General features: G+C 51.1%; 16 protein-coding genes and 1 pseudogene. All 17 read right to left on the bottom strand.

All coding sequences use genetic code 11. The annotated features are described in order from the left end of the window. Positions 1-1,530, bottom strand: coding sequence for a hypothetical protein (locus JUF10_RS09625; RefSeq protein ID WP_203641965.1), 1,530 nt, complete (start codon positions 1,528-1,530; stop codon positions 1-3). 203 nt (positions 1,531-1,733) lie between these two features. Next, on the bottom strand, positions 1,734-2,657 hold the full coding sequence (locus JUF10_RS09620) for an ROK family protein (protein WP_236008199.1): 924 nt from the start codon (positions 2,655-2,657) through the stop codon (positions 1,734-1,736). Beyond that, positions 2,638-4,110, bottom strand: a complete 1,473-nt coding sequence (locus tag JUF10_RS09615) for a 6-phospho-beta-glucosidase (RefSeq protein WP_203641964.1) — start codon at positions 4,108-4,110, stop codon at positions 2,638-2,640. The genes JUF10_RS09620 and JUF10_RS09615 overlap by 20 nt, the downstream gene beginning before the upstream one ends. 718 nt (positions 4,111-4,828) lie before the next feature. Beyond that, the gene (locus JUF10_RS09610; RefSeq protein WP_203641963.1) at positions 4,829-5,986 is read right to left on the bottom strand and encodes an ROK family protein; all 1,158 of its coding nucleotides are present in this window, start codon (positions 5,984-5,986) and stop codon (positions 4,829-4,831) included. A gap of 22 nt (positions 5,987-6,008) precedes the next feature. Further along, on the bottom strand, positions 6,009-7,424 hold the full coding sequence (locus JUF10_RS09605) for an MFS transporter (protein ID WP_203641962.1): 1,416 nt from the start codon (positions 7,422-7,424) through the stop codon (positions 6,009-6,011). A 1,028-nt stretch (positions 7,425-8,452) separates the two neighbouring features. Next, on the bottom strand, positions 8,453-9,034 hold the full coding sequence (locus JUF10_RS09600) for a uracil-DNA glycosylase family protein (RefSeq protein WP_203641961.1): 582 nt from the start codon (positions 9,032-9,034) through the stop codon (positions 8,453-8,455). Positions 9,035-9,058: 24 nt separating this feature from the next. Beyond that, the gene (ispE, locus tag JUF10_RS09595) at positions 9,059-9,913 is read right to left on the bottom strand and encodes a 4-(cytidine 5'-diphospho)-2-C-methyl-D-erythritol kinase (protein WP_203641960.1); all 855 of its coding nucleotides are present in this window, start codon (positions 9,911-9,913) and stop codon (positions 9,059-9,061) included. 725 nt (positions 9,914-10,638) lie between these two features. Further along, a complete protein-coding gene (locus tag JUF10_RS09590) occupies positions 10,639-10,875 on the bottom strand; it encodes a Veg family protein (RefSeq protein WP_011667243.1) in 237 nt (78 codons plus the stop codon). A gap of 99 nt (positions 10,876-10,974) precedes the next feature. After that, entirely contained in the window at positions 10,975-11,865 is an 891-nt protein-coding gene (gene rsmA, locus JUF10_RS09585) for a 16S rRNA (adenine(1518)-N(6)/adenine(1519)-N(6))-dimethyltransferase RsmA (RefSeq protein WP_203641959.1), read from the bottom strand. Continuing rightward, on the bottom strand, positions 11,858-12,427 hold the full coding sequence (gene rnmV / locus JUF10_RS09580; RefSeq protein WP_203641958.1) for a ribonuclease M5: 570 nt from the start codon (positions 12,425-12,427) through the stop codon (positions 11,858-11,860). Before rnmV ends, rsmA begins: the two co-directional genes overlap by 8 nt. Continuing rightward, entirely contained in the window at positions 12,414-13,193 is a 780-nt protein-coding gene (locus JUF10_RS09575) for a TatD family hydrolase (protein WP_203641957.1), read from the bottom strand. Before JUF10_RS09575 ends, rnmV begins: the two co-directional genes overlap by 14 nt. A gap of 589 nt (positions 13,194-13,782) precedes the next feature. Then, the gene (metG, locus tag JUF10_RS09570; protein WP_203641956.1) at positions 13,783-15,819 is read right to left on the bottom strand and encodes a methionine--tRNA ligase; all 2,037 of its coding nucleotides are present in this window, start codon (positions 15,817-15,819) and stop codon (positions 13,783-13,785) included. 592 nt (positions 15,820-16,411) lie between these two features. Then, on the bottom strand, positions 16,412-17,257 hold the full coding sequence (locus JUF10_RS09565) for a DUF72 domain-containing protein (RefSeq protein WP_203641955.1): 846 nt from the start codon (positions 17,255-17,257) through the stop codon (positions 16,412-16,414). Positions 17,258-17,806: 549 nt separating this feature from the next. Continuing rightward, complete coding sequence (locus JUF10_RS09560) at positions 17,807-18,133, bottom strand: hypothetical protein (RefSeq protein WP_203641954.1); 327 nt, start codon at positions 18,131-18,133, stop codon at positions 17,807-17,809. A 5-nt stretch (positions 18,134-18,138) separates the two neighbouring features. Beyond that, positions 18,139-18,832, bottom strand: a pseudogene (locus tag JUF10_RS09555) (NAD-dependent protein deacylase). Positions 18,833-18,853: 21 nt separating this feature from the next. Continuing rightward, positions 18,854-19,819 (bottom strand): IpaB/EvcA family protein, encoded by a 966-nt coding sequence (locus JUF10_RS09550; protein ID WP_203641953.1) that lies wholly within the window; start codon positions 19,817-19,819, stop codon positions 18,854-18,856. 15 nt (positions 19,820-19,834) lie between these two features. Beyond that, positions 19,835-21,091, bottom strand: coding sequence for a hydroxymethylglutaryl-CoA reductase, degradative (locus JUF10_RS09545; RefSeq protein ID WP_203641952.1), 1,257 nt, complete (start codon positions 21,089-21,091; stop codon positions 19,835-19,837). Positions 21,092-21,651: the final 560 nt, after the last annotated feature.

Below are 21,651 nucleotides of genomic sequence, written 5' to 3'. Positions count from 1 at the left end.
TTAATCGAGAATATCGAGGAATTCTCGTTTCGCCTCCTGATCAAGTTTTTTAATTTTTTGCTGTCTTTCTGGCTGGATTCGTTGGTCATAATCTGCCCAAATAACTACTGACTTCTGCCAAGATTGTCCGATTGCCAGCTCTGCTTCCTCCAATGCTGCAACTGTTGCCGGCACTTGTGCCCAGACATCAGCCAATCTATACCACATGATGGCTTGGCCTGTAAACATCAACTGTTGCCGTTTAATGAAGACCTCCCGTTGCAATTTACCTCGCGTCACATCTTGACGGATTTCCATCCCAACTGAAATTATTAAGCGACCAACGCCAACAATATTGACGTTCACTAGAGATTCGAACCTGACCCCCCCTGTCTTTATAGCGGCCGCACTCACATCGAGGGCTGTAAACACCGCACTACTGACCAATATCATTCGATTAATTGTTGCATTGTTAAACGGCTTGACAGCCTGCCAAAAATCCTTAAAAACAAATTTTTGATGTTCCTCTTTAGTCTCCTTTAAATACCAACAACTACGGCGAATTGCATAAAAAGTTCGTGTCAGAAGCTCATTGAATACGACCGGAATTGCTTGTGCCGCCTCAAAACGCGCATCGAAACCTTCTTTATACATTTTTGCTCCAATGTCATAAAAAGTCTTTTGAATATTAGACTGGGGAATATTTAACGCACCGGTAACAGCATTAATGTCACCTGCTAAGGACATAATCGGTCCTGGAATACCTGCACCACGGCCGACACTATTGCTTGCTCCTGCAAAATCTGACATCAAGTGACCAAACCAATTCATACAGCCACAGAATATTTTTCCAATAAAGCTATTACCTTGCAGTCTGAACTGATTTTTAGATTTCATACTCTGCTGATCAGAACTTACATCAAGTACCTGAAGAATTCCTGGCTGGCTTGAAGAATTGAGTGTAACGGTCATATTAAACTGATCAATAATGGAAAACACTAGCCCCACAATTGTCGGATGATGCCCGGGTGAATCATAGTGGTGTAGCTCTGGTCTTGTCACTCCTTGTGCAACATCACTAGTTCCTCTTGAATCATAAGGCACTTTAAACTTGCCTTCCAGAAAGGCAATGGCACGATCTTCTCGATATGCACCATCTTGACCACCATCCCAGCCATTCAGCTTGGCAAATTTGACTACAATGTCGCCGGATTGCTTATCTGTCCAGTTCTGCAATTTACTTTTATTAGGTGCGCCTACAAACAAGATATCGATTAATCCTGAAACAATACCACTGCAACTAGCCAATACATAATCGACCTTATCTGCTTTAGGTGTCAGCTTATCTATCTCACCACTAATATCCGTTATTTTTTTCTCCAGCTCTTGATAACTCTTCATCAATGGCTCTAATTCCGCTTGATGAACTGTTTGTACAGGTTGAGCTGCCACCGTAATCTCCGCAACCAGCTTATCCTCCCCATCCGATTCATCTGTAGAGGTTAACCGATAACTTGGCCAGCTAGATGCACCCGCAATTTTATTTTCCATTAAGGTATCACCCATTTCCCTAATTTAGCTTGTTTACTATTTAATATAAACTTTCATTCACGTTTTTGAAAGGGCTTTCTTTAAGGAAAAATACTTTGGCATTCTCTGGCTTAACTGTCACTATTATCAGCTAATAATAAACCGCAAAAAGGACCTCACCAGCCAACACTCAGCCAGTAAAGTCCTCAAAATTAACATCTTAACTACCGTGCCTGCATCCGCACAGCGCCTTCCGCCGGTTCATCCCCGTTTTCCACGTAGAATTGCCGGACCGCGCCGATTAGATTGGCGTCGTTTAAGAAACGGCAGGCCCGTACATCGGCCGTTAACGCGGCCTTATGTTCGTTCATCAGGTGTTGAATCCGCTGCTGCAAGTCGGCCACGAACCCCGGCCGCGACGAGATGCCGCCGCCAATCAACAGGCGTTGCGGATTCAGGCTGACGTAGAGGTTGAACGCGCCAATGCTCAGCCAATTTAACATTTCGCCCACACACTGCTGGGCAATGGTGTCGCCGTTATTGGCGAGGTCAAAGACGTCCTGCGCCGTGAATGCCGTGGGCAACTCCTTCAGTCGTTGGTAACGTGCCGCCATTTTGACCGGGCTCGCCAACTGACTGAACGTCTCGCCGGCCGGATTCATGACCATGTAGCCAAACTCGCCGGTGAAATTATCCTGACCAGCCATCAGCTGACCGTTGATCGTCACAGCACCGCCAATGCCCGTCCCGATAATCATGTAGATGGCATCGTCGACGTCCTTGGCATTGCCCCGCCAAGCCTCGGCCAGCGCCGCACAGTTAGCATCATTTTGAATACTGACTGGGACGCCTAGAGCCGTGCGCAACGTGGCCTTGATGGGAAAATCGTTCAGATAATCCACGGCACTGGTCCCGGAGATCTTCCCCACGACCGTGTCGACACCCCCGGGCAGGCTAACGGCCACACCCGCAAACGGCAAAGCCAATTCCCGTTTGACCGCAATCAGCTTATCCAGCAGTTCCGGCCACGTTTTCGGCGTGTTGAACCGGTCCTTGTGTGTCAATTTCTCTGCCGCCCAGACGCCATATTTCACGGTCGTTCCGCCAATATCAATGGCGAGGATCGGTTCAGGCTTTTGCGTCATCATGTTCACCATCCAATGAAAGGTCCTCGCCGTTGGTGGTAATCACGCGCTGGTACCAGTAGAAGGAATCCTTCCGGTAACGCGCTAAACTACCACTGCCATCGTCGTTGCGGTCAACGTAAATGAACCCATAGCGCTTCGACAGCTGACCGGTGCTGGCGGACACGATGTCGATGGCACTCCAAGGCGTGTAGCCCATGACCGGCACCCCGTCTTCCTCCATGGCCAACTTCATTTGGACGATGTGGTCGCGCAGGTAGTCGATCCGGTATTGGTCGTGGACTTCGTGGTCGGCGGTCAACTTGTCGATGGCCCCGATCCCATTTTCCACGATAAATAGGGGTAAGTGGTACCGGTCGTTCATCCAGTTCAGCCCGTAACGCAGGCCTTCTGGGTCAACTTGCCAGCCCCAATCGGATTGTGGTACGTATTTATTCGTGACCAGGTCGCGGCTCTCGTTGTAGGAGAACTGCTTGTCTTCGTGGTCACCAGCCTGCGTCGCAAAGGACATGTAGTAGCTGAACCCGAGGTAGTCGACGGTCCCGCGTTTCAAGTTGGCTAAATCGGCCTTGGTGATGTCTAAATCGTACCCTTTGGCATCAAAATACTGCGTCAACCAGGTTGGGTAAGTCCCCTCACATTGGACGTCAGAGAACCAGAACCGCGCTTGCATGGCCCGTTGCGCCTTTAACACGTCACTCGGCTTGTCGGTCGCTGGGTAAACGGGTGAGAAGGCCACCATGGCCCCCACTTGGAAATCAGGGTTGATCTGGTGGGCAATCTGAACAGCCAGTGAACTGGCCACAACCTCGTAGTGACCGGCTTGATACATCACTTCTTCGGCGTTTTCGCCCGGCTTCACTTGAATCCCAGAGTTGGTAAACAACGTGAAGGCCCGGTCGTAGTTACTCTGGTTGTTAATCTCGTTAAACGTTAACCAGTACTTGACCTTGTCTTGGTAGCGTTCGAAAACGGCCTTGGCAAAACGCGTAAAGAAGGTAATCGTCTTGCGGCTCCGGAAGCCACCATATTTCGTCACCAAGTGATACGGCATCTCAAAGTGAGACAGCGTGACCACGGGTTCGATGTTGTACTTCAGGCATTCATCGAATAAACGATCGTAGAACTTCAGTCCCTCTTCGTTGGGTTCAATCTCATCGCCCTGCGGAAAGATCCGTGACCAGGCAATCGACGTCCGAAAACTCTTAAAGCCCATTTCGGCAAAGAGCTTCACGTCTTCTGGGTATTGATGGTAGAAATCCACGGCCTCATGGTTCGGGTAAAATTCGCCCGCTTGCACGCCATTCGTGATTGTCCGTTCGTCGTGGCTCCCAGCGGCTGTCATGACATCGGCAACACTGAGACCCTTGCCACCAACGTTGTAGGCACCTTCAACTTGGTGTGCGGCAACGGCGCCGCCCCATAAAAAGTTCTTCGGTAATCCATGTTTAGTCAATTCAATTTCCTCCTAAAAATAATTCGGTTATGTGGTTCGCCTGCGGCTGCCAGGGATTCCGCCTGCTATGGGGAACGCCTCCAGCCTGTGGTGCGGGCTTCCGGCTCGCCTCAAAGCCACGAAAAACACGTGTCTCCGAGGTCGTCCCACGATGTAAGCCGAGAAAGAACCTCGACTAACATCGTCGACACAGCTGGCTCCATCCCTGGCATCCTCCGGCTTAAACTTGTTCGTTATTTAGCAGACTTCATCAGTTAACCTTTGCTCATAATAGTTGACGAGTACGATGGCCACTTTATTTCTAATATTTGTGGTGTCCATCGCCTTCTGACTATGTTCGTCACAAATGTTCAGCTGAAAACTACACACTAAACAATCTGATATTCCCAATTACGCTACAAGATTGTCGCCAGCTCGTTGTCCCGCAGACATTATTTATCAGCTGAAACCATCCAGAGCCGGAGAGTTTCAGACAGAGCGCTGTATCGGTGGTGTTAGCTAGCGTCTTTTGCTAGGTTACAGCACGGGACGTCTTGGAGACGCAGCGATTTTCCGCGGCTTCAAGGCGAGACCGAAGACCGCACTCCGGCTTCGGTCGGTCCCCACAGCGTGGCGTCTGTAACTCACAGGCGGCCCAATGAAGATCATTTCCTGATAAAAATACGATACCGGCCGACCCAATTGCGAGCCATCCTGTATCGTATTTTCGTGGAGCCTGTTAGTGATGAAAAATCAGTCGCGTTCCGTTCATGTTAAGTACCCGGTGAATGGCAAGGGACGCCCCACCCAGTAAGGTGGCATACTTCACGTCCTTTGACATGACCAGGGGTGGCACCAACGGCATGAACCCCAATTTCATCTGAATATTCTTTAAAATTTCGGGCAACCGGTCAATGAGTGGTGAGTTGAAGAACACCATCTGCGGATCATACGCAGAAATCAGGTTACTCGTGACCAAAGCCAGGTAGTAACAGAAGTCCTCAAGCAGACCCATAATCGCTTCGTCTTCGGCTTCGTAGTCGCTGACCAATTGATTCAGGTCATACGTCTTGGCCTTTTTCAGCACCCGCGCCTTTTCTAGCAAGGCGGTCTGGGACCACTCCGCATCGAAACTGGCGAGCTTTGAGAGCGGCCGGTGATGGTCACGCGACTCCTGAATAATGGTCTGCCCGATTTCTCCGGCCTGGCCGTAATTACCCGTATAGAGCTGCGTGTTGAGGATAATCCCCGCACCAACGCCCTCATGAATGCTGACGGACACAATGTGCTCAAGTTCCTGCTTACTGAAATCCTGTTCGAAGACCGCCGACAGGTTCGCTTCATTTTCCATCACAATGGGCACCTGGTACCGGTCGTGGAAGTAGCCGACAATATCAAAGTCCGCATAATCCACGAATGGTGACGTGATGACCTTGTTATGGTAAACGACCCCGAAGATGGCGATGGAAATTGCCTGTAACCCGTTGACCACATCAAACTGTGGTAACTGATTAATCAAGCCTTCCATTTTAGCCATGACATCTTCAACCGACTGATTATCAATGGGACTCGTGCTATACGCCAATGCTCGGCCATCCATTTGGGTGACGAGTAATTCCACGATGTCGCCAGAAATACTGAAGTTGATCACGTAGCCGTAAGTCGCGTTGAATGCCGCTAACTCCGGCCGTCGACCACCAGTACTGGTTCCCCGTGCTTCGCCAAGACTCGTCACTAATTTCCGGTCGATGAAGGACCCGATGATATCGGAGACCGTCACCTTATTTAATCCCAAGAGTTTTGAGACCGAATTTCTGGAAATCGGACCATGATTGACGATGGCTTGGAGAACCGAACGCTCGTTGTGAATGCGCATAACGTCCTTATTAATAATCATCCGTGTCACTCACTTTTTCCGATTAGTCTTTGTCAGAGTCTTCAGCGTCTTCAGCATTTTCACGTGCATGCTTTTCAGCCAAGTCGCCTTGCATCTGCTTTTCGATGCCGTCAACATGGTAGAACATCAGCGCGATACCTGAAAGCGCGAAGCCCAACAGTGGAACCCAAATGTAGTTCAATTCGATACCGTGTAAGGCACCTGCGGATTGCGTATGGTTGGCAACGTAACCAGTACCAGTCAAAATCCAACCGGTGATCACACCACCAATACCCATCCCTAATTTAGCACTGAAACTAGAGAAGGAGGTAACGATCCCTTCGGCACGGACACCGTTCTTCCATTCACCGTAATCAACGGCGTCAGCAAGCATAACGGCGATCAAGCCAGAAACGAACCCAGTACCCATGTAACCAACGACAGTCGCAAAGATAATCATTGGCACACTCAGGTTAGTTGCACCTAAGCTCAAGAGCAATTGACCAACAACGGCCAAAATCATCCCACCGAGCATGGTGTTCCGCTTGCCTAACCACTTAGAGGTAGCTGGCGTTAAGACAACGGCGACCAAGGAAACGATTTGTAAACTCAGAACAAATGAAGCTAACGTTGCATCGTGCATGTTGTACTTGAAGAAGTAAACAGTCACTTGTGAACGCGTTTGCATCCCCATCCAGTAAATGAAGTTGATGAAGATGATGATAGCCCATGGCCAGTTACGCTTCAAAGCCTTCAAGGATTCCTTAATTGGAATAGATTGACGAGAGCTCTTAGTTTGTACCCGTTCATGCGTGTACTTGAAGACAAAGTAGAAAATAATAACAACGATAACGGCAACGATCAAAGCCCAGATGAACCAGCCACGTGCGCTAGTGGTTGAACCGTGACCGAAGAAGGCAACCATGGTCAGCGTGATACCAGTAATAATGGTGGCACCGGCAGTCCCCATGAATTGACGAATGGTCGACAACGTAACCCGTTCTTGTGGGTTACTAGTCAATGATGGCAAAATAGAAGTAATTGGAATGTTAACGGCTGAGTACAGCACATCAACCCCAATATAAGTAATGTAAGCCCAAACTAACTTACCCGTTAAACTCATGTTTGGCGTGGTAAAGACCAGCACACAGAACACGGCGAACGGAATTGAGAACCATAACCAGTACGGCCGACTCTTCCCCCACTTAGTATGCGTGTGGTCAATCATGATACCCCAGAATGGACCATCAAAGGCATCCACAACCCGGGCAGCCAGGAACAGAGTCCCAACAGCAGCAGCACTGAGACCAAAAGTATCAGTGTAGAAAATCATTAAGTACGTCCCAACCATTTGGAAGGACAAGTTGCAAGCGAAATCACTAAAACTATAAGCGATTCGTTCATTCCAAGGAACCATGTTTTTCGTGGTTACCTCAGATTTGGCAGCGTTTTCACTCATATGAAGCACCTCTTAGAAGTAAGTGTATGACGGTGATAAAAAATTCAATTTCCAATGCAAATCATACTGTAACCGCTTCCAGTTGTCAATAGCTATTTTTAAACAATCTACCTATATCAAGTGCTAAGCAAAATTCTATAGAAATTTTTATATGAAAGCGTTGACAATTAATAGTCACTCGGCTACACTGTTGATGACGATTAAAAAATTCAATTTCCGAAATTTCTTGTCACAGTTGTTGTTTGTTAGAACTACCGAATCGACGCGGCCATGAAGCCCCGTCTCAGTTGTTTTATGCCCGGTTTCGCTCCGAGCAGTGTTGGCGTCCAGCCCACGTCGACCAAATTAAAGCGAGTTGGTTGTTTACATATTTATTTTTTGAATTTAATTTGGGGTCCACCAGTGAGATTGGTCGCTGATGAACCCCTTTTTTGGTGGGTTGAGATTGGATTGATGTAGAGTGTCCGCCTGCGGCTGCCAGGGATTACGCCTGCTGTGGGGACGCTTCGGACTGAGGAACGGTCCTCTCGCTCGCTTTGAAGCCACGAAACCCACGTGTCTTCAAAGTCGCCCATATTGGTTGCTAGCCAACGGCCAGCAACCAATATTACCACGGCTGGCTCCATCCCTGGCCTCCTCCGGCTCTGGTTGATTTTTCAGGCAACAAGGGTTAGTTAGTGCGTGCTGACCGCATCTCTAGCCGGTAACGTTGATAATCGACTTTCTCTGTGACACTTCTTGCAGTGAACGCTCCTTTGACCATAGATTTCTTACTCCAACCGGCATTTAGCACATATCAGCGGCCAAGATTCCGATAATCTTTATACATCTACTAACCAAACCAAGCTCCCGATTATTAACAGGTAAGGAAAGTTCAGTTACCGAAGTGACTATTTGAAGCCATTTACGACAGGAATTGACTAAATCAATTAAAAAAGCGACTTACTCGCTCCCACTTATTGCTGGAGAACGGGTAAATCGCTCTTTTCAATTTATTTTGTTAAACAAAGTAACTTTTTTAAGTGTAGCTAGCTCATGATTTCGTGGACCCGCTGCTGGAGTTCTGGCACCACTGACTCGACGAACCACGGATGTTGGCGTTGCCAGCCGTAGTTGAGGGGCGATGGGTGCACCAACGGAAAATAATCTGGTAAGTAATCCGCATAGTGTTCGACCGTCGCCGTTAACGTTTTTTCGTGATGGGTCAAGTATGCCTTCTGCGCGTACTGCCCAATCAATAACGTCAGTTTAATATCGGGCATCAACTCAAGCAGTGGCGCGTGCCATTTTTCGGCGAAGCCTTTCCGTGGTGGCAGGTCACCACCGTGTTCGTGCTTGCCCGGATAATAGAAGTCCAATGGCAACACGGCCAGTTTGCCCGAATTGTAAAATTGATCCTTAGTCACGCCCATCCAGTCTCGGAGCCGATTGCCGCTCGCGTCGTCCCAAAACGTCATGGACGCCTGAGCCTGACGACTGGGTGCTTGGCTGACCAATAAGATTTTCGCGCCAGCATCCACGTGATACAGCGGCAAAATCCCCTGCGCCGTGAAGTCAGCGTTTTGCGGATCAGCTTGAATTGCCTGAAAAATGTCGTCTGCTTTCGTCATCGCTACCATCCTCACTTGATTCCTTTAAGGTAACGGCCGAACCAAATAAACTTCTCGGCAGAAGCCTTTCATCCCATTAAAGACCCGCTGGGCGCGTGATTGTTTGCCACATAGGCCAAAGACGGTCGGCCCGGTCCCGCTCATCTGCGCGGCATCGGCACCAAACTTCATCATCTGTTGTTTCAGCTGAGTAATCTCGGGATAACGATGCGACGTCAATGGTTCCAGGGCATTCCCCATGACTGCACACATCGCCTCGATATCCTGGTCCCGCACTGCACGCAAGAGGGCGTCGATGTCCGGATGCTCCAGATCATCATAGCGGATCTGCTGTAAAATACTGGGCGTGGAGACGCTGACCTTGGGCTTAGCCAAAACGACCCAGGCCGCCGGCAACTTGGACAACGGTGTGATCCGTTCTCCCCTGCCGCGGACATGGGCCGTGCGCCCGTAGACACAATACGGCACGTCCGAATCAATTTGCAAGCCCAACTCTGCTAATTCTTGCCAGCTTAAATTGAGTTGCCACAACTGATTAAGCCCCCGTAGGACCGCCGCCGCATCGGATGATCCGCCCCCGAGGCCAGCCGCTACCGGAATATTTTTCTTGATGCGGATATTAACGCCCTCATCAACGTGATATTTAGTTTGGAGTAAATGGGCCGCCTGAAAAGCCAGATTTCGCTGGTCATTGGGCAAAAAGCCACTATCCGAGGCCACCCGGATACGCTTGTGCTTGGTTAGTGTTTGAATTTCGACATAGTCCGCCAAGTCCACGGACGTCATGACCATGTTCCACTCCTCCGCCCCATCTTGGTGGTGATAGGGGGTGTCGAGCCCGAGGTTTATCTTGGCAGGCGCCTTTTCAATCAGTTGCATGAGCTCACCTTAATTCTAAATAGGCCACCGCCTACCGTTCTCGTGAATCTGATTAAGCCTATTATACTATGGTTCCTGCCAAAAGAAAAAGGGTTCTCCAAGAGCTGGGAATTCTTTAAGAAAATATATAGGTGGAGATGGATTGTGTCAAAATCGGACTGACTATGGTTGCACTGCGGCTGCCAGGGATTCCGTCTGCCATGGGGAACGCCTCCGGCCAAAGAACGGACTTCCAGCTCGCCTCAAAGCCACGAAAATCACGCGTCTCCGAGGTCGTCCCACAATGTAAGCCGGGAAAGGACCCCGACTAACATCGTTGCCACGGCTGACTACATCCCTGGCCTCCTCCGGCTTTGATTGGCTCTACCATGAAAAACACAGTAAGCGCCACCCCGCTTAACCAGTAACCCGACTGATGATGTCCTAATACAGTTTTACACTGCTGTCTAAGCCATGACTTTTTAACAACCATAATTCATCGCTGCCATAGAACTTCCATGTAAGCCGAGAGGTCGCCAGATATGGGCCCAGGCGCGTCGTTCTACTTAGTTGGCGTCCTTTGCCAGCTTAGTAGAAAACCAATCTTGAAGACTCGGCACTTGCGAGGCTTCAAGTTGCGTTCGCCCCGTTCCGGCCCATATCTGGCGGCCGGTAAGGCGAATGACACCATCCATGTTGCCAATGAATTTTGGTCAAAATAAAAAGGCCTTGATTGGCCCAATTATCTATTCATCAAAGTCAACTTCGATGTTCTTGGTTAAAATATCGGTGTAACTGTATGAAACCCGTTCAAACGAGTTTTCGTCTTGGTCTAGATCCACTACGAAAACGGCTGGATAGGTTTCCCGAAGAATTCCATGCCGCTCTGTCGTCTTCTTACGCCCGGCCTGTGCAATCACCATCAACTTTTCGCCGATGCGATCGTCCAGTTTGTTCTTAATGTTCGCTAAACTTGTTGGCATGCACTTCACCTCTGTGAAACAATTATAACATCGTTTCACAAAAAACGCAAATTATACCACAACACGCCTAAAACCGCAAGAATCCTCAATTGGTAAGGGTTACATAAGTCCTTCATTGTGAAAAGCATTGGTTAATTCGATGAAATTTATCAGGGTTAGCCGCTCTGGGCGGAGCTGCCGCGAAATTCCAGTCTGATTTAAAACGGATTCAATTCGTTCACGAACTTCCGGTTGTTTCCCGAAAATCCCCTGTAAATTGTTCCACAGCGATTTCCGCCGGTGAGCGAAGCAGCCCTTAACAAACTTGAAGAGGGCCTGGTCTTCGTACGGCTTAACCGGTAACGGGTCACTTTTCGTCAAGCGAATGATTGCCGAATCAACGTTCGGTTGTGGAATAAATGCCGTCCGCGGAACCGCAAACGCCACTTCGACGTGAGCCCGGTACTGCATGACGACCGACAATGAGCCGTACGCCTTGGTCCCTGGTTCGGCCACTAAGCGGTCCGCCACTTCGGCCTGCATCATGACCACGATCGTGTCGAAGTCCACGTTACTCTGCAGAACCCCCATTAGAATCGGCGTCGTGATGTAGTATGGCAAGTTCGCAATCAATTTCAGCGGATGGCCGGGTTCAAAATCATGCTTGACCACTTCTGGCAAGTTCGCCTTTAAAATGTCTTGGTTGATGACCGTAACGTTGTCGTAATCCATCAACGTCTCGTCCAATACGGGCAGGAGGTTCTCGTCGATTTCAAACGCCACCACGTGATGGGCTCGCTTGGCGATCTGTTCGGTCAAGGCACCGATTCCGGGACCAATTTCAATGACATTATCGTGCTCGGTCACATCGCCGGCCGCCACAATGTTACGTAAAATGTTCAGGTCAGACAAGAAGTTCTGACCCAAACTCTTCTTGGCGACCAAGTGGTACCGGTTAAGAATCGCTTTAGTCCGGGCTGGTGAGCCGATTTCTGGTACGCTGTTATTCATTTGCATTCTCCTTTGCTCGAATCTGTCCCAACGCCGCGGCAAAGTCTGCCGGTTGGATGCTGAACATCCGTAAGCGTTTCTCGAGCTGTTTGCCATTGACGTAACCGATCTGCAAGAGTTCGCCGAGCTGTTCCCGCCGTTCCTTGGCACCGGCCCCACCGATCAACCCAGCGGCCATCAGGTCTTCGTGGGTGATCAACGTTGGTGCGGCCGTGGTTTCAGTGTACACGTGATCTAGTGCCGCGCGAATCGCTTCGGGACTGGCATGTTCCACGCCCAGTGAGCCACCGGCTTTGTCCGGCCGCCCTTCTGCCTTGGGTAAAAAGGCGTGCTTGGCGTTTGGTACCGCCTCGGCCACAATTTTACGAATCTTTTCGCCGGAGAAATCGGGGTCGGTAAAGATGATGATGCCCCGTTGGTCGGCCAATTTTTCAATTAAGGCCAGCGTGTCGTCATCGATGGCGGAGCCGCGCGTCTCAATGGTGTCGGCGTTGACCGCCCGGTTGATCTGCTTGGTATCGTCCTTGCCCTCGACCACGAGGACCTCTTTAATCTTCTTCATTTATTTTGTAAAACTCCTCTGCGTTTTTAAACGTGGCAGCAGCGATCTCTTCCGGCGTCGTTTCCCGTTCCTTGGCAATCGCCTCAACGGTATAACGCGTAAATCCGGGCTCGTTCTGCTCGCCACGGTGCGGTTCCGGCGTCAAATATGGCGCATCGGTCTCGACCATCATGACGTCCAGTGGCGTCGCCCGCACGGAATCGTGAACTTCATGGGCGTTCTTAAAACTAGCGACCCCGGAATAGGAAATGTGCATCCCCAGGTCCAAGAACTTCTTGAGCCACTCCGGATCGCCGTTAAAGCTGTGCATGACCCCGCCGATTTCACTGATGCCGGCCTCTTTGATGATGCGGTAAGTGTCTTCGAAGGCGTCACGGTTGTGGACAACAATCGGCTTACCGACTTCCTTAGCAATCGCAATCTGCCGGGCAAACACCTTGCTCTGAACGTCCTGCGGTGATGAATCCCAGTGATAGTCCAGCCCAATTTCACCCAAGGCCACGACCCGGTCATCGGCTAGCTGTTCTTCCAGCAGCTTCTCGGCCGCGGCATCGTAGTTCTTAGAGTCTTCTGGGTGCCAGCCGACCGCCGCGTAAAGTTGCGGATATTGGTGGGCCAGCTTGATGGCGTCGGCATTCAACTGCGTGTTGGAGCCGATGTTGGTCATCTTGACGACACCCAAGTCGGCCGCCCGCTTCAGGTAGCCCGGCACGTCGTCCAAGAACTCTTCGCTATTCAAATGCGTATGCGAATCAAATATCTTCATCGAATTCCTCCTTGCTTTTGATTTTTATTGAGTTAGTTAAATTGATTAAATTTTGACGCACTGCGACGGCCAGGGATTCCGCCTGCTGTGGGGACGCTGAAGCGCTAGGCTGAGCGCGCGCTTTCAAGCCGCAAAATTCATGCGTCTTAAAAGTCGCCCATCTTATTGGCTAGCTGTGCCAGCCAATAAGATTACCACGGCTGGCTACACCCCTGGCCGCCTCCGGCTTAGACTGAGCTCTACCATGACACGACAAGTTCTAATTGCAACGTAATCCACAACAAGGACCATAACATGTCAACACACATAATCCATTGTTGCCATAGAACCACCATGTCAGCCGAGAGGTCGGCAAATATGGGCTCAGGCGCGTCGTTCTACTTAGTTGGCGTTTCTTGCCAGCTTAGTAGAAAACCAATCTTGAAGACTCGGCACTTGCGAGACTTCAAGTTGTGTTCGCACCGTTCCAGCCCATATTTGCCGACCGGTAAGGCGCAAGTCCAATCTATGTTACCCCATAGCCAACAAAACGTGGGTTGGCGTCTTATCGACCCGCCGCCCACGTTTTGGTTATGGTTTATCTTATTCTCTAGCTAACGTCCGAGCCGTTGACCATACTGCTTGGCAGCGTCAGGAGTTGCACCTTGCCATCATGTTCGGCAGAGAGCAGCATCCCTTGGCTGACTTGGCCGCGCATCTTCCGTGGCTTCAAGTTGGCCACGATGACGACCTTCTTGCCCACGAGTTCTTGTGGTTCTGGATACCATTGGGCGATCCCGGAAAGAATCTGCCGGGTCCCTTGGTCACCAGCGTCCAGTTGGAACTTGAGGAGCTTGTCAGCACCCTCAACGTGGTCAACCGCCTTGACTTCGGCCACGCGAAGTTCGATCTTTTCAAATTTGTCGAAACGAATCTCTGGCTTGTTCAGTGTCAAGTCGCCAGCATCGTCTGCCTGAGCAGCTTCTTGTTGGGCTTGCGCCTTAGCAGCCATGGCCGCACGACCCTTAGTCTTTTCGGACTTGGTCATCTGGCCTTGAATGAAGTCGACTTCTTCTTGGACATCGATCCGTGGGAAAATTGGTGTTCCCTTGGCAACGACTTGCTTGCCAGCTGGTAAGTCGGCGAGCTTCAGGTCAGTCATGGTCAACGTCTCTGGGTCTAAGCCCAATTGGGTAAAGATTTCCTTAGGCGCGTGGGTCATGACTGGGCTGATCAGTGCCGCAATTACCCGCAGGCTGGCAGCCAGGTGGGCCATCACAGCGGCCAATTCAGCAGACTTACTGTCGTCCTTGGCTAAGTTCCAAGGTTCAGTCTCATCGATGTACTTGTTGCTCCGCGAAACCAATTTCCAAATTTCGGATAAGGCGTCGGCGAAGTGCATCTGGTCCATCAAGTCATGGTAGTTGGCAATGACGGATTCGGCAGTGGCTTCGAGCTCACCGTCAAATTCGGTCACACCAGCTGTGTAGACTGGCAACTTGCCGTCTTCGTACTTGTTGATCATGGCAACGGTCCGGTTCAACAGGTTCCCCAGGTCGTTAGCCAAGTCGTAGTTCAACCGGTCCACGAAGTCTTCGGGCGTAAATGTCCCGTCGTTTCCGTAAGGCATGGCGCGCATCAGGTAGTACCGTAGCGCATCGAGGCCATAACGGTCGACCAGCGTTTCGGGGTAAATAACGTTCCCCTTGGACTTGGACATCTTGCCGTCCTTCATCAGTAACCAGCCATGCGCAAATAACTCGTCGGGTGCTTCAACACCTAACGCATGGAGTACGATTGGCCAGTAGATGGAGTGGAACCGAACGATTTCCTTACCCACCATTTGAACATTGGCGGGCCAGAACTTCTTGAAGAGGCTCTCGTCATCGCTGGTGTAGCCTAATGCCGTAATATAGTTGAGCAAGGCATCGATCCACACGTAGACCACGTGCTTGGGATTGCTCTTGACCGGCACGCCCCAAGTAAAGGTCGTCCGGGAAACGGCGAGGTCTTCCAGACCGGGCTTGATGAAGTTGTTGATCATTTCCGTCATCCGTGATTCCGGTTGGATGAAGTGGGGATGGCTGTGGTAGAAGTCCAGCAGCCAGTCGGCGTACTTGCTCATCTTGAAGAAGTATGACTGTTCCTTGACTAATGAAACTTCGTGGCCGGATGGCGCCTTCCCACCGATAACCTTACCGTTGTCGTCATGGTAGACTTCAGCGAGTTGCGTTTCCGTAAAGTATTCTTCGTCGTCTTCGGAATACCAGCCTTCGTACTCACCCAGGTAAATGTCGCCCTGCTTCAGTAAGCGTTCGAAGACCTCCTGAACGGCCGCAACGTGTTCCTTGTCGGTCGTCCGGATAAATTTGTCGTTGGAAATTTCCAGCGTCTTCCAAAGCTGTTTGATGCCCTTAGCCATGCCGTCCACGTATTCTTGGGGCGTTTGACCTTGAGATTGGGCCTTATCTTCAATTTTTAAACCGTGTTCGTCGGTCCCCGTCAAGAAGAACACGTCGTAACCGTTGCTCCGCTTGTAACGGGCAACCACGTCACACGCAATCGTCGTGTAAGAATTCCCGATGTGTAACCGCCCAGATGGGTAGTAGATCGGCGTTGTAATGTAAAAAGTTGGTTTGTCTGCCATAAAAGAAAAGCCTTCCCTCGCTCTAAATTATTCCGTTGTTTTCGGGTTAAAATTCAATGTAAATTCTAATTAAGTATAGCATAAACCCCGGTTCAGCCATAGCGCTTTACCGGGGTTTTATGTGTTAATTTTAGGGTGTCAATACTCAAAATGAATAGAAAAAAACTCATGTAAATTGGCCGCACTACGGCTGCCAGGGATTCCGCCTGCTGTGGGGACGCTCCAGCCAAAGAACGGGCTTCCGACTCGATTTGAAGCCACGAAAAAACCGTGTCTTCAAAGTCGCCCGTGCTGTAAGCTGGCCAGACCACCAGCTAACACCACCTCCACGGCTGGCTCCACCCCTGGCCTCCTCCGGCTCTGATTGTGCTTAACCGTCACAATCGCTGAAAGCCTCACGCGCCCCGAACTTTACGACTTGCTGATAACTAATCACCGGTGGAAGTAAAATATAACGATAACTATCTAAATCTCCTTTTCAGTAGAAACACAGTATGGGGTCCATCAGAATACTGTAAAAAAGAGACACTAAAAAAAGGTACCAACAGATTTCTCTTCATAGAAAAACCGCTGATGCCTCTAACTGTTTTATTTAAAACAAGTCCAACTGCTGCGGCGCCAAATTCTCCCAGTGCAAGCCTAAAATTGCTTGTAGTCGCTGGGCATTCGGGGCAGCATCCCGGCCAGAGTTGTTGTTGAAGATGACGCAGACATTTTTTGCCTGTTGATCCAGTCGCTTGGCCAATGCCGCGAAGTCCTGTAGTTCTTCTTCTGAGTAGCGGTACAACGTCCGTGTCTTACGCCAGTTAGCCCCCTGATTGAACCAGCCCTGCGCGTTACGGCCGTGCAAACGCACCAGCGCTAGTTCTGGTGTCGTCACCGTGTCGACCAACGGAATCCCATCGTTTAAATTATGCGGTTCATCGGTCGTCACGTTGGTCAATTTTAGCGATTTCAAATAGGCCAGGACATCCGTCGTCATCCCCGGCGTTGCGAACCAGCTTGGACTCCGAAATTCGACGGCCACCGGCAAATTACCCATCTGCACGCGCACATCACGGAGGTATTCAATGTTGGCCGTCGTCCGATTGAAGAACGGTGGAAATTGAAACAGGACCGTGAGCAATTTGCCACTGACCACTAAGGGCTGAATGGCTTCTTTAAACTCCTCAAATGCCGTTGCCAGCGTCGTCGCATCGGCCGGTTCTTTGCAATCGTGCTTGGTCATGACCTGATTGGCCTTCAGAATATACTGAAACCCATCCGGCACAGCGGCCGCCCATTTTCCAACCGTGGTCTGCCGCGGAATCCCATAGAATGGCGTATCCAGCTCAACCACCGGAAAATGGCCCGCATATTCAGTTAAGGTCACCGGACGGTCTTCGCCGCCAATCAGCGCTGGATGCTCAGTCCAAGTGGTCAACCCAATACTAATCATCCGCAAAGTCCCTCCTCTAAAATAAGTGTCATCGTCTCCAGCAGATAAGAACTCCACCCCGTGGGGCAGACCTGGAGCCTGAGGTGCGGTCTCCAGGGCGAGGTCGTGCCTCATGACCCGAGTCACAACGCTCGGCCCGTGCTCTAAGTCCGGCAAACCCAGCCGAACTAAGACCACCGACACGGGGTTCCGTTCCTATCTGCCTCCGACTACACTACTGTGGCCTAAAACTACTAATTACTATTGTTGTCCTCAACAAAACTATCCACAAATTGATTTCACAGCCATATAGCCGACCGCAGTAGCTAGCGATAGAACCAGTCAAACCAATTCCGAACGAATTAAACGTGGCCACAGTCGCAGGCTGGCAGGGACACGTAGCCCCGTGTCGATTCTCTTAGTCTGAGCGATTTTCTCAGGCTTAGAGAATAGGCCGCACTTGAAGACTCGTTCTTTGAGGCTTCAAGTCGCCCTGGAGACCGCTTCACAGGCTCCAGGTCTACCTCACCGGGCGGAGTGTGCCTGCCAGCCGGAGACGAACCCCGGCCACTATTTAAACCGTTCGAATTGCTTGATCAGTTCGGCTTCGGGGGTGGTCAGGCGGCCGCTGAGCTGGCTGATCAGACGTTTGCCCGCCAGCCGGTCGTTGTAGCGAATCCCGGTGACACACAGGTCTATCAAGACAAAGAGCGCCGTGACCAGAATCGCCTGTTGCCGCGTAAATGTCGCAGTGAATAGCGTCACCAACTGCCCGTTGAAGGCCACCTGCAAAATACCATAGATGACCAACGTATCCGGAATCAGCTGAAGAAAGCTGAGCCAGCGTAGTCGCCGGACCAACTGCTTAAGTTGGTGGATCACTTCTTGATGGCTCATACGCGTTACCCCCGGACCTGGAGTTCGTTGAAGAAATCAGTGGCGTCGGCCTGGACCATGTCGTAGTCAAATCCTAAATCCAATTTTTCTTGGTTCACCACGACCACCTTGGCCGCACTGTTCCGGTAGTCGAGCAGGCCCGCAAACGGGTAGACCCGCATCGAGGTGCCGACAATGACTACCAAATCGGCCTGGTTCATGGCCGCCACGGACCGTTGAATGTTCATTTCGTTTAGCCCCTCATCGTAGAGCACCACGTCTGGCCGCAGCCAACCGCCGTCCACATCATGATGTGGAGTCCTGCCACGCCACTTTGGCGCCACAGACCTGGCAGTGAACCTTGTACATGTTGCCGTGGAACTCCACCAAATGCTTGGTGTGCGCGACATTGTAGAGGTTGTCGATATTTTGCGTAATGACCATCGCCCGGTCCTGTTGCGTCAGGGCCGCTTGTTTCTCGTGAATGACGTTGGGTTTGGCATCCGGGTAGTAGAGGTTCTGCTTAACGTAGTCGTAAAAAACGTCCGGTTCCTGAACTAAACAGGTGTGACTCAGATAATACTCGGCGTTGCGGTGCCCGGTGTACAGGCCATTTTTCGACCGGTAATCCGGGATTCCAGAAGGCGTCGAGACGCCCGCACCAGTCAAAAACACAATGTGCTTCGCCTCGTCAAAGGTTGCTTGTAAGCTCGCTTCCATACCCAATCATCCTTTCTAAAATTAACGCAAGATGTATGGCATCTTCAACTGCTTGAAGAGGTCTTCCACCGTCATGTCATAAATCTTAGTGTAGTAATCCGGCGTATCGTCCTTCGGTGCTGGTGATGGCAACACGAAAGCGTTCTGTTGGTCAGACCGGTTAAAGCCGACGTACCCGCGCCGTTGGGTCGTTTTTTCGTGCATGTCTGAATGGTACAGTTCGAAGATCTGCTTAACGTTCAAGCTCAATTGACGCTTGGACAACACACTGGTCAACGTTGTGAATTCTGTGTTGTGGAGTGCGGGTAAACGCCAGGCTTCCAGTTGGGCATCGAAGGCCTTGAACAATTTGACCACGTTCCGCCGTAAGGTAAATGGCGAATCCACTGGCTTTTCGGTGATGATATCGTACAGCTTACGCGCGGCGGCGAAACTGATTGGATAGTCGCGTTCAAACTGCGCGATGACCTTGTCGTTGTCGAGGCCAAAGAAGGCCAAGGCATCCAATAGCGTCAGCGTCCGCAGCGTCATTTCATCATCGACGGGGGTTGGTTCCGGCTTGATCGTCGCCGTGACCCCATTTAAGTATAGTCCCTCAATCTCATCAGTGATCAGCCCGTGCTTACGTTGTTCGCTGACTACCACAATGTGGCTCACGATATCGTAAAGTTCGGTGCCCATGATCATCAACTGTTCGTCGAGCTGGGGTTGGCCAGTCGTCAGTGAGAAGAAGACCTGGGGGAAGCCAGACAGGATCATTAGCAAATGAACCAGTTCGTGAGATGCCGTGTAGTTAGGTGCCGTCAAATCGGCAACCTGAATGTTAATGTCCTTGCCCACTTGAATCTGTTGGGCTTGGTCGTGGCGGACGAAACCGGCTTGGAGTTCACCAATGAATTGAACTTCAACTTTGCCGGGATAGAGCGCGTTAACTTGGTTTAAGAGGCCTTGGACCTCATCGTTTAATTGCACATCTTTTGCTTGCATAATTTTTAAGTTCACCTATTTCTTTAAATTTGCTTGACGAACGGCCTGAAGCGCCGCCATCGCTTGCGCCGTGGTCGGTTGCTTAAATTGCGCCAACCGTTGCGTCACGGCCGGTAATTCCGTGGGAGTCGCCCCCACGGACAGCGCCAGCGACTTACGCTGCAGCGACATGTGACCACGTTGAATCCCATCGGTCACCAGTGCACGCAAGGCGGCCACATTTTGGGCCAGCCCCACGGCGGCCGTGATGCCCATGAGGTCGCGAGCGTTGTCGACCTGGGCGAGCTGCTGATTTACTTTGACCAGCGGCAACACCTTAGTCGCGCCGCCAACAAACCCGAGTGCTAGTGGAATGGTCAGCTCTCCGTGTAAAATCCCAGCGCTGACCCACCAGCGGCTGAGGCCTTGGTAGCTGCCATTGCGGCTAGCGTAGGCGTGCACGCCACTTTCAACGGCCCGCCAGTCGTTACCCATCGCAAGCACCACGGCGTCGATGCCGTTCATGATGCCCTTGTTGTGGGTCACGGCGCGGTACGGGTCGACCTGCGCGTAGTCACTGGCTTCGGCGATGCGCTGAGCCACGTCGGCACCGGCAATCGTCTTGGTCTTTAACTGCGCAACGGGAACGGCACAACTCGCTGTGACTAAACTGTGGGTGGCGTAGTTGCTGAGAATACTCATCAAGATATCCACGTCGAGGGACGCCTTGATTTTAGCAGCAACGGCCTCGGTCAGTGTGTTGACCAGATTGGCCCCCATCGCCTCACCCACGTCGATGAAGAGGTCTAAAGAGACCCAGTCTGGTGGCAAGATACGAACGCGTAAGGAACGTGCGCCCCCACCATGCGTGAGTAACGTGGGATGTGCGGCGTCGGCCACCTGCAGGAGGTCCTGCTCGTGACTGGTCAGCCACTCTTGCAAGCGCTGCGGGTCCTGAACATGACTAAACACGATCTGCCCCATCACCTCTCGCCGAGTCACCTCGGTTCTGATTCCGGTGTCGCTGGTCAACAACCGCCCGCCGTTACTGGCAGCGGCAATCACCGATGGCTCCTCGGTCACCATGGGCACAGCAACGTCACGCCCATTGACACGCAGGTTGACGGCCACCCCCTCGGGCAACCCATAAGTCGTTAAATAGTTTTCAATTAAATCCTCATCGGTGGCCTGTCGGTGCTGCGCCAGCAATGCCAACTGCGCCACCGTCAAGTGGCTGGCCCGGGCAAGCTGGTCGCGCCGGGCCCCATAAGGTAACCGGTAAAAAGCCGTCATCGGCCATCGACTCCTTTCGAATGTTGCAGGGATAGTGTGTGTCGCCTGCGGCTGCCAGGGATTCCGCCTGCTGTGGGGACGCTTCAGCCTGGAAGAACACCAGGCTTCTCGCTCGCTTTTAAGCCGTAAGTACACGTCTTAAAAGTCGCCCATAGAGGTAGCTTACAGCTACCTCTATTTCCACGGCTGGCTGCATCCCTGGCCTCCTCCGGCTTGGCAACATTTGCTCTGAAACAAAATGACTGGTTTCGTCAACTCGCTGTGTACAGGTTGCCTGGTCAGTAAGTCTGACGATGACTCGTCCAGATTGCATACTGGTATCCCATTAAGTAATAGAAGCAGTAACACACTACTCCTATTACTTAATGAGACTTCCAACAACCACACCACTAGGTTGCGAGAGACCATCGGAAAGCCTAGTCAGCAATAGCCAGTGTTGCCGGAGCCGGAGGAGGCCAGACAGAATGCTGTGTCGGTGCTGTTAGCTAGCGTTCTTTGCTAGGTTACACCACGGGACGGTTTGAAGACTCGTTTTTTGAGGCTTCAAACCGAGACCGAAG

It is taken from the genome of Levilactobacillus andaensis (assembly GCF_016861695.1).
GTDB lineage: Bacteria > Bacillota > Bacilli > Lactobacillales > Lactobacillaceae > Levilactobacillus > Levilactobacillus andaensis.
This window is presented reverse-complemented; position numbering and strand designations above follow the sequence as displayed.

Coding starts and splice junctions, on each gene's coding strand:
- JUF10_RS09620 (WP_236008199.1), bottom strand. CDS start 2,657: ATGATGACGCAAAAGCCTGAACCGATCCTCGCCATTGATATTGGCGGA.
- JUF10_RS09605 (WP_203641962.1), bottom strand. CDS start 7,424: ATGAGTGAAAACGCTGCCAAATCTGAGGTAACCACGAAAAACATGGTT.
- rsmA (WP_203641959.1), bottom strand. CDS start 11,865: ATGAATAACAGCGTACCAGAAATCGGCTCACCAGCCCGGACTAAAGCG.
- rnmV (WP_203641958.1), bottom strand. CDS start 12,427: ATGAAGAAGATTAAAGAGGTCCTCGTGGTCGAGGGCAAGGACGATACC.
- JUF10_RS09545 (WP_203641952.1), bottom strand. CDS start 21,091: ATGACGGCTTTTTACCGGTTACCTTATGGGGCCCGGCGCGACCAGCTT.
- ispE (WP_203641960.1), bottom strand. CDS start 9,913: ATGCAACTGATTGAAAAGGCGCCTGCCAAGATAAACCTCGGGCTCGAC.
- JUF10_RS09600 (WP_203641961.1), bottom strand. CDS start 9,034: ATGACGAAAGCAGACGACATTTTTCAGGCAATTCAAGCTGATCCGCAA.
- JUF10_RS09625 (WP_203641965.1), bottom strand. CDS start 1,530: ATGGAAAATAAAATTGCGGGTGCATCTAGCTGGCCAAGTTATCGGTTA.
- JUF10_RS09610 (WP_203641963.1), bottom strand. CDS start 5,986: ATGATTATTAATAAGGACGTTATGCGCATTCACAACGAGCGTTCGGTT.
- JUF10_RS09550 (WP_203641953.1), bottom strand. CDS start 19,819: ATGCAAGCAAAAGATGTGCAATTAAACGATGAGGTCCAAGGCCTCTTA.
- metG (WP_203641956.1), bottom strand. CDS start 15,819: ATGGCAGACAAACCAACTTTTTACATTACAACGCCGATCTACTACCCA.
- JUF10_RS09560 (WP_203641954.1), bottom strand. CDS start 18,133: ATGAGCCATCAAGAAGTGATCCACCAACTTAAGCAGTTGGTCCGGCGA.
- JUF10_RS09575 (WP_203641957.1), bottom strand. CDS start 13,193: ATGAAGATATTTGATTCGCATACGCATTTGAATAGCGAAGAGTTCTTG.
- JUF10_RS09565 (WP_203641955.1), bottom strand. CDS start 17,257: ATGATTAGTATTGGGTTGACCACTTGGACTGAGCATCCAGCGCTGATT.
- JUF10_RS09590 (WP_011667243.1), bottom strand. CDS start 10,875: ATGCCAACAAGTTTAGCGAACATTAAGAACAAACTGGACGATCGCATC.